The organism is Flavobacterium sp. H122 (genome assembly GCF_004959765.1).
GTDB lineage: Bacteria > Bacteroidota > Bacteroidia > Flavobacteriales > Flavobacteriaceae > Flavobacterium.
The window spans coordinates 199,850-212,577 of the sequence record NZ_SJZD01000002.1 but is presented as its reverse complement, the minus strand read 5'-3'; the positions used below and the strand labels follow the sequence as shown (position 1 = coordinate 212,577).

Here is a 12,728-nt window from a genome sequence, read left to right as displayed (position 1 = left end):
CTTCGACAAGCTCAGTGAGACATTTTACATCTTCATCAACCAGTTACGCATCGAAACCTCATTACTGATAATTCCTCTCAATTCAGAAATAGCAACTCTATCCTGCTGCATTGAATCACGGTGGCGGATAGTAACTGTTTTATCTTCCAGCGTTTGATGGTCAACTGTAATACAGAAAGGTGTTCCTAGTGCATCCTGACGACGGTAACGACGGCCAACCGCATCCTTTTCATCATACGCCACATTGAAATCCCATTTTAAGTCTTCAATGATTTCTTTTGCCAATTCAGGCAAACCATCTTTTTTCACCAATGGCAAAACAGCAGCTTTTGTCGGTGCTAATACTGAAGGCAAACGCAAAACAGTTCTTGTAGAACCATCTTCCAATGTTTCTTCCTGTAATGCTTTTGAGAAAACTGCCAAAAACATGCGGTCTAAACCTACCGAAGTTTCTACTACATATGGAACATAGTTTCTGTTTTCCTCGGTATCGAAATATTGCAGTTTTTTACCTGAAAATTGTTCGTGTGCTTTTAAATCGAAATCGGTACGTGAATGAATCCCTTCCAATTCTTTGAATCCGAATGGGAAGTTGAATTCGATATCAGCCGCCGCATTAGCATAATGTGCTAATTTTTCATGGTCATGGAAACGATAGTTCTCACGTCCTAATCCTAACGACAAATGCCAGTTCAAACGTGTATTTTTCCAATACTCGTAGTACTTCATTTCTTCACCCGGTTTTACAAAAAACTGCATTTCCATTTGTTCAAATTCACGCATACGGAAAATAAACTGGCGCGCCACAATTTCATTACGGAAAGCTTTACCTGTCTGCGCAATACCAAAAGGCACTTTCATACGTCCTGTTTTTTGAACATTCAGGAAGTTTACAAAAATACCCTGAGCAGTTTCCGGACGAAGGTATAAATCCATCGCCGTATCAGCAGAAGCTCCAAGCTTAGTACCAAACATCAAATTAAATTGACGCACTTCTGTCCAGTTTTTAGAACCTGAATCCGGGCAGGCAATTTCCAATTCTTCAATTAATGCTTTTACATCAGCCAAATCACCGGAATCCAAACCTTTAGCCATTCTTTGAAGAATAGCATTCTTTTGGTCTAAATACCCTTTTACTCTTTCATTAGTTGCAACAAATTGTGCTTCATCAAAAGCATCACCAAAACGCCCCTTAGCTTTCTCGATTTCTTTTTGTGCTTTTTGATTTAATTTTTCGGCATAATCCTCAATTAAAACATCGGCACGGTATCTTTTTTTAGAATCTTTGTTATCAATCAATGGGTCATTAAATGCATCAACGTGACCCGATGCTTTCCACGTGGTTGGATGCATAAAAATCGCAGCATCAATACCCACAATATTCTCATGCATCTGCACCATTGATTTCCACCAATAGTCTCTGATATTCTTTTTTAACTCTACCCCGTTTTGAGCGTAATCATATACAGCGCTCAAACCATCATAAATTTCGCTTGACGGAAATATAAATCCGTATTCTTTAGCATGCGAAATAACATTTTTAAATAAATCTTCTTGTTTTGCCATAGTGTTGCAAAAATAAAAAAACGGACTTAAAAAATCCGTTTACCTTCATAATTATTAGTTGAAAATTGTTATTTAAGTGTAAAAACAGTGTTTCCTATTAAATTAATTCCTGAATAAATATTAAGTTCATAATCTCCTTTTGTAATATCCTGTCTGTTTGGATCAACAAACACACACACATCAAGTTCCTCATTATCATAGTACACGTTTGTCCTTGCACTGTAACTCAATAATTTATCTTTAGTTTCTAAAACCTCTCCGTTTTTGGTAACTACTTTACCATCAGGGTTTACTATTTGAATATAAATATCCTTGTTGCCTTTTACCGCCGCTTTGTTTTCAAGTAATGTAAAACAAACTTTTATTTGCTGTGTTGCATTAAAACGTTTGGTTTCAATAATGTTGTTTGCAACAATTTTTATTCCGTTTGCAGCAACGTTAGTAGCGGTAAGATTTTTTGAAGTTGCGATGATAGTCTCATTTTCAGAGTTTTTTTTGTTCAGCTCTTTATTTTTCTCCCTCAGCACAGAAACCTGCGAGACCAAGTCGCTATTTTCGTCGTTTTGTTTTTTCAGCTGACTTTGAAAAGAGTCAATTTTTTTCAAATAGGAATTTGCGACATTTTGTACCGGAACTATTTTCTTTTCAACAGTGTACAGATTATTCATCCTTACAACTTCCTCTTTTATTGCCATCCCGTTTGATGCCAGAAATTCTCTGTTTTTTTGCAGTTCCGCATCATAACGGTTCAGAATTTCCTTTAAATCGTTAGCGTACGCTTCTTTATCAATCTTCGTTTCTTCCTGAAGTTTTCTGTATCTTTCTACAGTGTCATAATACTTGACCCCGATTGCAAAAGTTGCTGACAAAAAAGCAACAGAAGCAATTTTAAATATTGTTAGTGAGGATTTTACCGACATTGTTTAGGGTCATTATTTTTTGCTAAAATATTTTATTAGTTTTATTCTAAAAAATAAAATCGATGAAATGCTTAAAAAACTGTTAAATTTATTTTTCCCGAAAGTATGCGAAGGCTGTCAGAATTTACTTTTGGAGCGTGAGAATATAATCTGTCTGGAATGCCGTCATAACATTCCCTTAACCAATCATTTAAATGATTCAAGAAACGAAGCTTATAAAAAATTTGAAGGGAAAATACCGATTGAGCATGCCTCCGCAATGATGTATTATCATAAAAAAGGAATCGGGCAGCATTTGATACACAATTTAAAATATAAGGACAAACAGGAAATCGGAACAGTTTTAGGTAATTGGTATTCGCAGGATTTTTCTGCTTTGGAAATAATCAAAACCATCGATTACATCATTCCTGTACCATTACACAAAAAAAGACTCAAAGAAAGAGGCTATAATCAAATTGACACCTTTTGTCAGGCATTGTCAAACGAACTTAAAATTCCGTTAAAGAATGATATTCTCTACCGAAGCGAATATGCGGTAACCCAATCTAAAAAAGGACTCACAGAAAGAAATAAAGTATCAATAACCACTTTTGACTGCCATACTAATGAAGATTACAGCAACAAGCATTTTCTTTTGGTTGATGATGTACTCACAACAGGAGCCACACTTGAAACCTGCGGCAAAGCACTTTTAAAATTTTCCGGGGCAAAAATAAGCATCGTGACTATTGGGTTTTCGCAATCTTAAATAAATATTGTTATTTTGCAGAAGAATAATGCTCTTATGAAAAACAAACACTTTGGTTATATTTTTTTATTTGTGATTGCTTTGGCTGGCTGCGCTAAACGTGGTTCTATTACCGGAGGAGATAAGGATGTTGCTGCTCCGAAAATTATCAGCAGTTATCCTAAAAACCTATCGACAGATTTTAATGAGAAAACCATCAAGATAACATTTGACGAATATATCAAAATAAAGGACCTTCAAAAAAACCTGATTGTTTCCCCGCTTTTAAAACACTCCTTAACTGTTTTACCTCAAGGCGGTGTAAGCAAACACATGATTATTAAAATCGCAGATACCTTAAAACCCAACACTACTTACAGTTTCAATTTTGGCGAAAGTATCATCGACAACAATGAAGGAAATGTTCTGAAAAATTTTAAATATGTTTTCTCTACAGGAAAAGAACTGGATTCATTAACTGTTGAAGGATCTATTAAAGATGCATTCGAAAAAAAGACGCCTCCTTTTGTTAATGTAATGCTGTACGAAGTAGATGAAAACTATAAAGATTCCATCATTTACAAAGAATCACCGAGATATATCACCAACACATCTGACAGCTTGACTACTTTCAAACTGGAAAATATTAAAGCCGGAAAATACAAATTGGTTGCTTTAAAAGAAACTTCAAGCAATTACAAATTTGATTCTAAAAAGGACAAAATAGGCTTTTACAACCAAACCATTACTGTACCAGACAAATCGATTTTTGAACTGGAATTATTCAAAGAAGAAGTCGGATTTACCGCAAAAAAACCTGCCCAGGCTTCCGGAAACAGGATTATTGTGGGTTACGAAGGCAATCCAAAAGATGCAGCAGTAAAAACAACTTATAAAGGAAATCCCTTACTTAACCGGGTTACTAAATTCCCTGAAAAAGACTCATTACAGGTTTGGGTAAATCCTTTAAAGAACGATTCTATCAGTCTGACAGTTAATCATCCAAAATTCAACAAGGATTTTACTGTTCAATTCAAAAATCAGAAAAATGACACTTTAAAATTAAGCTCTAAAGACAATGTGCTTGCATTAAATGGCAATTTGAAGGTTATTTCGGCAACACCGCTTGAAAAGTTTGACGGGTCTAAAATGAGTTTAACCAAAAAAGATTCTTCAAAAGTAAATTTCAAAACAACCTATGACGGCTTTAATCAAACCATGGACGTGCTTTTTAAAAAAGAAGAAAACGAAAAATACACTTTCAATTTATTGCCTGATGCCGTTGAGGATTACTTGGGCCAAAAAAATGACAGCATTAAATTTACATTTTCAACAAAAGCAATGACGGATTACGGGAATCTGAAATTAGTTTTAAAAAATGTAAAATCATATCCTGTAATTGTAGATTTAACAGATGATAAAGGAAAAGTTTTATACACCCGATTTGTCTCCAAAGAACCGGAAGTTGAATTTTTCCTTATTGAGCCTCAAAAATATTCTGTCCGTATCATTTACGACGCCAATAACAACCAGCAATGGGATACCGGCTCTTTTTTAGAAAACCGCCAGCCCGAAGAAGTATACCATTACCCTACGGAAATTGATGTAAGAGCGAATTGGGATGTCAATCAGGATGTGGATTTAGGGAAGTAATGTTTTTGATTGATGATTAACGATTTTTAATTTTAGAATTTTCACTACTTACGCGATCAAAAATCGTTAATTTTTATTCTTTAGTCTACAATAGTAAAAACATCCCTGTCATTCAAAAAATTCAACTTTGAACGGGTTTCCAGCATTTCATTTTTATCAAACGAAAAGATTTTGATGGTTTCATTCTCAAAAGGTTCTAGGACATAATTCCCTAAATGATCAACGGCCTGCGAATGCCCCACATATTCGAGTTGGCTCCCATCAGTCCCTACTCGATTTACACCTATAACGTACGAAAGATTCTCGACAGCTCGCGCACGTAGCAAAATATCCCAAGCATTAATACGCGGTTTTGGCCAACTCGCTACGTAGATCAGCATATCATAATTCTCTACATTTCGTGCAAATACAGGAAAACGCAAATCATAGCAAATTTGCAGGCATATTTTCCAATTGTTATACTCCACAATTACTTTGTCATTTCCACGCGTAAAAACAGCCTCTTCTTTTGCTAAAGAAAATAAATGCCTTTTATCATACTTTTGAATTTCACCATTTGGAAAAACAAACAGCATACGGTTATAGTAATTTCCGTTTTCAGTGATTACTAAGCTTCCTGTTATGGCTGTATTTTTATTTTTCGCTACAGAAACCATCCATGAAACCGTTTCTCCATCCATCGTTTCTGCAACTACAGAAGGATTCATTGTAAAACCTGTTGAAAACATTTCAGGCAAAACAATTAAATCGACAGTTTCATCTATCGACTTGATTTTTTCTTCGAAATTTATTCGGTTGATACTTGGGTTCTCCCAAGTTATATCTGATTGGATTATGGCTATTTTCATTTTTTTTCAAAACTAATTAAATAAATCAACCTAATACTTTTTTCACTTCCAGACTTTGTAGGTATTAGAACCAAATTATTTTTTTCTTTTATAATTATTATCTTCTCACGGTTATCATCAAAAAAATAACTTTCACTAGCTTTCTTATAAATTTTGCAATTTTCTATCTTGTCCCCCTGTTTAATAAAAATTTTATCATTTTTTATTTTTACGCTAAAGATAAAATCTCCTTGGTTTTCACTATGGTAAACACCTACAAAGTTTTCTTCTTGGAATAAGAAAAGCAGCAATAAAATCTTAATTAAAAAAAAGAATTTCATATAAATTATTTAATTGTAATTTCATCAATAAAAATAAAAGCATCTCCTCCAAAGCCTTGATGCCATTCAGGCAATTTACCAAAGTTTTTAGCTATTAATTTTACATATCTGGCTGAAGACATTTTTTTATTACTGTCGAATGATTTTAAAATATTCTTATCCATTTTAGGATCAATGTCGTTATTTATTTTTTCGATAAGTTCAAAATTGATATTATCATTTGACACATAAAATTCTACCTGACTTGGCATTAAAATCCACGAACGCTGATCCTGCAAAAAATTGGCACTAATGCTATTGATAGGCGAACTAGTTTGTCTATCGATAACACATTCAAAATCCTGACTCTGATACCCTTGCCAATCCCCTTTTCTCCAATTTTCAGAACCAAAAATACCGTCAATCAAACCTTCAACGCCTCCGGCATGGTATTGCGGATTGTATTTTGATTTGAGGCTAATGGTATAGTTATTTGGTTTTTTGAAGAATTCAGCAGAAATAGTGTCGCTTCTCTTTTTAGAACCATCGGTTGAAAAGAATTTAATTTTTGCCGATTCATTTAAAATTAATTCCCTGTCAAATTTTTTAAATTCAGAATCATTAATACTATAAAAACACTCTGCATCTTTACCATAAGTATCAAACGAGATATTCATTTTATCCTTAAAAGATTTACCTGAAGCTTTGATTACTGGCACAGGTGTAATATCTTTTATAATGTTCTCTCCTATTTCAGCATGCCAAACATTGAAATCATCTGTTTTAGCATACTTTTCAAAATCCGTATCTAAATATCTGAAATAGCTTTTTGGCGTTTTAGCGTCTAATGTTTTAACGCCATTCTCTGTTTTGATGATAACTTTTTCGAATGAAGGGATTACAGAATCCCAGCTGTATTCTCCAGGAGTAACATTATAAATCCCCATACTGCTCAATACGTACCAGGCACTCATTTGACCGCAGTCTTCATTACCTATGAGTCCGTCAGGCGTATTTTTGTAAAAATTATTTAAGATGTAATGTACTTTTGCTGTCGTTTTTTCTGGCTTGCCTATATAATTATATAAATAGGCCATGTGATGGCTTGGTTCATTCCCGTGAGCATATTGACCAATCAATCCGGTAACATCAACCTGTTCCCGGCCGGTAGTTTTACTTTCACTGTTAAACATTTCGTCCAGCTTGGCTTCAAATTTTCCTTTTCCACCATGTGCTTTTATCAAGCCTTGGATATCCTGAGGCACAAAAAAAGAATACTGCCATGAATTGCCTTCGGTAAAATTATTATTTACTTCACGCGGATCAAAAGGCTTGTCCCAACCACCGTTTTTCTTTGGCTGCATAAAACCCGTTTCCCAGTTGAAGACGTTTTTCCAGTTTTGGGAACGCTTCATGAAGTAAGCATAATCCTCTTTTTTGTTCAAGATTTTTGCCATTTGAGCAATACACCAATCATCGTAAGCATATTCTAAAGTTTTGGAAACGCTTTCATGTTCATCGTCCATCGAAATAAAACCGTTCTTTTTATAGGCTTCCAAACCTAAATGATCCAGCATAGCCGAATGTTTTGAGGCTTCAAAAGCTTTTTTATAATCGAATCCTTTGATTCCTTTAGCCATGGCATCGGCAATAACGGAAACAGAATGATACCCAATCATACAATCGGTTTCGTTAGATGCCAATTCCCAAACCGGTAATCGTCCGCCCTGTTCGTATTGTTTTATAAAAGTATTGATATAATCCGATGTTCTTTTTTTATCAATTAACGTATACAAAGGATGTGCACCGCGGAATGTATCCCACAATGAAAACACCGAGTAATAATCAAACGTATCAGCCACATGGATTTTGTTGTCACGGCCACGGTATTTGCCGTCCAAGTCTTCCGCGATATTAGGCTGCATCATCGTATGGTATAATGCTGTATAAAAAACAGTCAGCTTATCTTTATCGTTTGAAGTTACCTCGATTTTGGATAATTCTTTATTCCAGACTATTTCTGCATCTTTTTTTACTTTTTCAAAATCCCAATGCTTGATTTCAGACATGTTCAATTTTGCCCCATCATGACCTGTTGGTGAAAGTGCAACTTTGACAGAAATTTTCTCTCCTTTTTTGACTTGTTTTGAAAAACTAATGGCCAATTGAGTACCTTTATACAGCCCCTCCAACTTGGTATTTTCTCCTTTTACCAGATTAACTTTCAGAGGCACATTAAATTCGATACGAGCATAAACATATTGATCTTTTGCCCAAGCTTCGCTCCTTCTTAAAACCTCTACGGTTTTATTATCGATTACTCTGATTCTTCCTTCCAGAAGTTTATCGCGATGATTCAAATCTAAAATGATGTTGGCTTGCCCTTCTTTATTGAACGTATATTCGTGAAAACCAACACGAGTTGAAGAAGTTAATCGAACATCAATATTATTTTTATCCAACTTTACACCATAAAATCCAGCGGATGCTTTTTCATTAGCATGCAAAAAAGTTGAAGAGTATACTTTATTATCAAATGATGGCTCACCCATTGATGGCATCAACATAATATCCCCATAATCAGAACACCCTGTTCCATTTAAGTGAGTGTGAGAAAATCCATAAATAATCTTATCCGAATAATGATAACCTGAACATCCGTCCCAACTGCCGTCAACACGGGTATCCGGTGACAGCTGCACCATTCCGTAAGGCAATGTCGCTCCGGGAAATGTATGTCCGTGTCCATCGGTACCTATAAAAGGATTAACGTGTTTTGCAAAATCCTGTGAAAAAACACAATTAGTAAAAAATAGAATTAAAAGCTGGAAACGAAAAGTACTCATTAGTCTGTTTTGATTATTCCAAAGATAAAAAAACGCATCCAAATCAATGAATGCGTTTTTTAAAATATCTGAAAAACTACAATTGGATTACATTTGGATCAATCCAATTTATAGCTGCTTTTTTAAAATAGTCATGAATTACAGGAACTGCCTTTTGTGCTTTTGGGTGAATATCGTGGAAAAGCAGTATTCCTTTCCGCCAGAGGAGCATCAAAGTAATCTGTCTGTCTGCAACCTGCTTTGCCGTCATGTTATTATTCCAGTCCTGTGAATCCATATTCCACAACACTACTTTTGACTGATGACTGTTAACGTAATCCACCAAAGTCTTATTTCGTTGTCCGTAAGGAGGTCGGAAATAAACAGGGCTTTCTTGTTTTATGGTTGCTTTGATTGTATTTTGTGTGAAATCCAGAGAAGACTGCCAGCCTGCAAAATTCTGATGGGATTTATGGATTTTTGCATGAGAACCTACTACATTTTCAACGTATAATCCTTCAATCGATTTAGCCGAAGACACATCTGATCTTTGTTTGAAATTATCACCCAGAACAAAAAATATCCCTTTTAAATTATATTCATCCAATACTTTTAAAAGTTTGTCTGTATTTCCGTTTTGCGGTGTAGGCCCATCATCAAAAGTCAGCAGAAAATGTTTTTGATTAAAATTATCTCCGGTAATTTCGGTGTTGTCTATTACAGCAATTTCACTTGTAATTCTTGGGTTCAATGCTGCTAAGCGATATAATTCAGCCAAATAATCCTCATAGAAAATTTTTGAGGAATAATACCAGTTTTTTAGATTGGCCGGAATACTTTTTCCCAACTGAAAAGCAGTCAAAGTATTCCAGTCACTATTTTTTTTCACAGAAACAAAAGTTGACAATGATTCAGAAGAAAGGCTTTTAAAATTATCCAACAGTATGTTTTTGGTTTTGCTTTCCCATTTTTTAACCGATGTAATATTTACATTTTTCACTCCGGTTTTTTGAGATAATTCAGTTTGGTTTAAACCTGCGTATTCATTAAATACTTCTAAAAATACAAGCATTTCCATTTTTGACGCTGCATCAAAATCAGTTGCTGAATTGATTGGAAACGGCCATACGGAACGGTCGATTTTTGCAAAATCTCTTTGACTGAAAGAATTAAAAGAAACAAATAAGAGTAGACCCAAAAATTTAATTTTCATGACTATGCTCTTACTTTTGCTGCAACTCTTACAATTGCTTTATCATAAACCGGATTTGCATTATTTTGTTTTGCCAGTTTATAGTTTTGCAATGCATTATTCCATTGTCCTTTTTTCTCGTAAATCTTGGCGATATTGTAATACGAACTTGCTCTCACAACATTTGCTTTATTACCCGCAGCCAAATCAATTGCTTTTCTATTTGCCCATAATGCCTCAGCCTCACGGTTCATTTTTTGGAATGACAAACCTAAATTACTATATGCCTGACCGTTTCTTGGGTTTAGTTCTATTGCTTCCTGATAATAATTTACAGATTCTTCCAGATTACCACTGTGATACGCTCTTTCTCCCTGTTTGTTTAAGTCTGCTGATTCCTGAACCGCATCTGCATCAACTACTGCATTACCGGCATCAAATCTATAATCTCTTAATATTGAACGCACACCTTCCCATGAAGTCGCATTTTTGAAATCGCCTACATCCACCAGGTTTCCATTTTCATCAATAATAAACGGTATCCAAACCGTTCCTTTTACATTAGCAGGCGGTGAATAAGTTCTTATTAACGTATTACCTATATAAACGTACACTTTAGCTCTGCTAATCGTAGATAGTCTATTATTATTTGAATTATCCTTATCTGAAAAGTTATGTACGGCGTAAACGTATTTTTTTCCTTGAATTTTATTGGTAATCGTAATTGTTTCCGGGCCATAACTATCTGTATCATCAACATCCAGGTTTGCCTGAGAAGCATCTTTCTGATGATAGCAAACATAGCCTCCCTGATACGAAAGATGTGAATCCAAATCATTTGGAGCACTTCCCCAGCTTAAAACAATACGCATACCGTCTAATTCTTCCATTACCGGGCTTATTGCGTAAGTCAGTCCCCCGCAAGAACATTTAGACACTAAAGTAGAATAACCTTCTTTTTTAATTATGATTGTTAAATCTGTCCCGTCCTGAAATTCATTAGGGATTTGAACTTTACCTCTTCCATCAGTGTACAATGGAATGGATTGTTCTCCGTTTTTTTGAAAAATCACCTGAGCATCAGGAATCGCTTTATCTTTAACAACAGCACTCAGAACTAAAATTTCTTTTGATGACTGCGCATAAAATGCTTGGGAAACAATTAAAAACAAGAAGAGTGAAAATAGTTTGTTTATTGACTTCATTTTTAGAATTTTCTTACAAATATAATTTTTAAGCCGGCATAAACAAAAAACGCATTCAGTAATTTGAATGCGTTTAAATATGATTATATAACAAAGTATCAGCTTTTTGATTTCCAGGTATCAAAGAATGCTTTAATTTTTTCAGCACTGTACCCTTTTCCTTCTTCTAAAGAACCTGTTTCCTGAACATGAATTAATTTTCCTTTTTTATTTAAGACCATAAAAATAGGGTAGCCTTGTTTTTCACCCGGGTTACCATATTGAGCAAAGAATTTTTCGTTTTTATTTTTTGGTGACCAATTCAAATGGTAAAAAATATAATCCTTATCTATTGCACTTTTTAATTCATCTGATTTCTGGATAAAATCATTTAACCGCAAACACCAGATACACCAGTTACCTCCTACCTGAAGGATAATATTTTTATTTTCCGCTTTTGCCTGAACAAGAAGTTCTTTTACTTTGGCATCAGCATCTTCCATTTCATGATACGGCTTAGACAACGAAGCTTTTTCGGCTTCGATTTTCTTTTTCTTTTCTTCTTTTTCTTCTGCTGTTTGTGAGAAACTCAAAGCTGTAACTAACAACAAACAGAATAAATATATTTTCTTCATGATTCTATTTTTTTGTGAATATACAAAAAGCAGGCCATTTTAAAAAAACAACCCTGAAAGAGTTGGTAACTCTTTCAGGGTTAAAAGCTCCCGAAGACGCTTTTGAATTATTTTACCAGACTTGCTTTAAGAAACTCTCTGTTCATACGGGCGATATTCTCTAAAGAAATTCCTTTTGGACATTCAATTTCACAAGCTCCTGTATTAGTACAGTTACCGAATCCTTCTTCATCCATTTGACGAACCATGTTTAATACACGGTCTGTAGCTTCAACTTTACCTTGAGGCAACAACGCATATTGAGAAACTTTTGCCCCAACGAATAACATTGCCGAACCGTTTTTACAAGTTGCCACACAAGCACCGCAACCAATACAAGCTGCAGCTTCAAAAGCTTTATCAGCATCAGGTTTTGGAACAGGAATAGTGTTAGCATCGATAGTATTACCTGAAGTGTTTACAGATACGAAACCACCAGCCTGCTGAATTCTGTCAAAAGAACTTCTATCAACAACTAAGTCTTTAATTACAGGGAAAGCTTTACTTCTCCATGGTTCAACATAAATAGTATCACCGTCATTAAACATACGCATGTGTAATTGACAAGTAGTGATACCTGTATCCGGACCATGTGCACGACCATTGATAAACATTGAACACATACCACAAATACCTTCGCGGCAATCGTGGTCGAAAGCGATAGGTTCTTTCTTTTCAGCAACCAATTGTTCGTTTAACTGGTCCATCATTTCTAAGAATGAACTGTCTGTAGAAACATCATTTAATGAATAATCTACCATTTGTCCTTTGTCAGAAGCTTTTTTCTGACGCCAAACTTTTAATTTTATATTGATGGTTTTTTTTGATGCCATAATC

General features: G+C 34.9%; 11 protein-coding genes. 2 read left to right on the top strand and 9 right to left on the bottom strand.

Translation table 11 applies throughout. From position 1 onward, the window contains the following. Positions 1-24: 24 nt before the first annotated feature. Both EZM65_RS04440 and EZM65_RS04435 read right to left on the bottom strand, forming a co-directional pair. Positions 25-1,566 carry a glycine--tRNA ligase gene (locus EZM65_RS04440; protein ID WP_136667343.1) on the bottom strand — a complete coding sequence of 514 codons (1,542 nt, stop codon included), beginning with the start codon at positions 1,564-1,566 and terminating at the stop codon, positions 25-27. Positions 1,567-1,634: 68 nt separating this feature from the next. Next, complete coding sequence (locus EZM65_RS04435; RefSeq protein WP_136667342.1) at positions 1,635-2,486, bottom strand: hypothetical protein; 852 nt, start codon at positions 2,484-2,486, stop codon at positions 1,635-1,637. 67 nt (positions 2,487-2,553) lie between these two features. On the opposite strand from EZM65_RS04435, the gene EZM65_RS04430 reads away from it, so the two are divergent. Both EZM65_RS04430 and EZM65_RS04425 read left to right on the top strand, forming a co-directional pair. Beyond that, on the top strand, positions 2,554-3,237 hold the full coding sequence (locus EZM65_RS04430) for a ComF family protein (protein WP_136667341.1): 684 nt from the start codon (positions 2,554-2,556) through the stop codon (positions 3,235-3,237). Between the two features lie 36 nt (positions 3,238-3,273). Then, on the top strand, positions 3,274-4,869 hold the full coding sequence (locus tag EZM65_RS04425; RefSeq protein WP_136667340.1) for an Ig-like domain-containing protein: 1,596 nt from the start codon (positions 3,274-3,276) through the stop codon (positions 4,867-4,869). An 80-nt stretch (positions 4,870-4,949) separates the two neighbouring features. Here the strand turns inward: EZM65_RS04425 and EZM65_RS04420 are convergent, their stop codons facing one another. The 7 genes from EZM65_RS04420 to EZM65_RS04390 form a co-directional block, all read right to left on the bottom strand. Continuing rightward, entirely contained in the window at positions 4,950-5,717 is a 768-nt protein-coding gene (locus EZM65_RS04420) for a nitrilase family protein (protein ID WP_136667339.1), read from the bottom strand. Beyond that, entirely contained in the window at positions 5,714-6,037 is a 324-nt protein-coding gene (locus tag EZM65_RS04415; protein WP_136667338.1) for a hypothetical protein, read from the bottom strand. Before EZM65_RS04415 ends, EZM65_RS04420 begins: the two co-directional genes overlap by 4 nt. A 5-nt stretch (positions 6,038-6,042) precedes the next feature. Further along, complete coding sequence (locus EZM65_RS04410; RefSeq protein WP_136667337.1) at positions 6,043-8,862, bottom strand: GH92 family glycosyl hydrolase; 2,820 nt, start codon at positions 8,860-8,862, stop codon at positions 6,043-6,045. 76 nt (positions 8,863-8,938) lie between these two features. After that, on the bottom strand, positions 8,939-10,054 hold the full coding sequence (locus EZM65_RS04405) for a polysaccharide deacetylase family protein (RefSeq protein WP_136667336.1): 1,116 nt from the start codon (positions 10,052-10,054) through the stop codon (positions 8,939-8,941). A gap of 2 nt (positions 10,055-10,056) precedes the next feature. After that, positions 10,057-11,238, bottom strand: a complete 1,182-nt coding sequence (locus tag EZM65_RS04400) for a YfaP family protein (RefSeq protein ID WP_169051633.1) — start codon at positions 11,236-11,238, stop codon at positions 10,057-10,059. A gap of 98 nt (positions 11,239-11,336) precedes the next feature. Continuing rightward, positions 11,337-11,852: a thioredoxin family protein gene (locus tag EZM65_RS04395; protein WP_136667335.1), complete on the bottom strand. Its 516-nt coding sequence runs from the start codon at positions 11,850-11,852 to the stop codon at positions 11,337-11,339. A gap of 107 nt (positions 11,853-11,959) precedes the next feature. Then, positions 11,960-12,724 carry a succinate dehydrogenase/fumarate reductase iron-sulfur subunit gene (locus EZM65_RS04390; RefSeq protein WP_136667334.1) on the bottom strand — a complete coding sequence of 255 codons (765 nt, stop codon included), beginning with the start codon at positions 12,722-12,724 and terminating at the stop codon, positions 11,960-11,962. Positions 12,725-12,728 lie beyond the last annotated feature (4 nt).

Bases quoted from the DNA above. Each gene is read 5' to 3' on its own strand.
- EZM65_RS04400 (WP_169051633.1), bottom strand. From the start codon at position 11,238: ATGAAGTCAATAAACAAACTATTTTCACTCTTCTTGTTTTTAATTGTT.
- EZM65_RS04415 (WP_136667338.1), bottom strand. From the start codon at position 6,037: ATGAAATTCTTTTTTTTAATTAAGATTTTATTGCTGCTTTTCTTATTC.
- EZM65_RS04430 (WP_136667341.1), top strand. From the start codon at position 2,554: ATGCTTAAAAAACTGTTAAATTTATTTTTCCCGAAAGTATGCGAAGGC.
- EZM65_RS04435 (WP_136667342.1), bottom strand. From the start codon at position 2,486: ATGTCGGTAAAATCCTCACTAACAATATTTAAAATTGCTTCTGTTGCT.
- EZM65_RS04405 (WP_136667336.1), bottom strand. From the start codon at position 10,054: ATGAAAATTAAATTTTTGGGTCTACTCTTATTTGTTTCTTTTAATTCT.
- EZM65_RS04395 (WP_136667335.1), bottom strand. From the start codon at position 11,852: ATGAAGAAAATATATTTATTCTGTTTGTTGTTAGTTACAGCTTTGAGT.
- EZM65_RS04425 (WP_136667340.1), top strand. From the start codon at position 3,274: ATGAAAAACAAACACTTTGGTTATATTTTTTTATTTGTGATTGCTTTG.
- EZM65_RS04440 (WP_136667343.1), bottom strand. From the start codon at position 1,566: ATGGCAAAACAAGAAGATTTATTTAAAAATGTTATTTCGCATGCTAAA.
- EZM65_RS04410 (WP_136667337.1), bottom strand. From the start codon at position 8,862: ATGAGTACTTTTCGTTTCCAGCTTTTAATTCTATTTTTTACTAATTGT.
- EZM65_RS04390 (WP_136667334.1), bottom strand. From the start codon at position 12,724: ATGGCATCAAAAAAAACCATCAATATAAAATTAAAAGTTTGGCGTCAG.
- EZM65_RS04420 (WP_136667339.1), bottom strand. From the start codon at position 5,717: ATGAAAATAGCCATAATCCAATCAGATATAACTTGGGAGAACCCAAGT.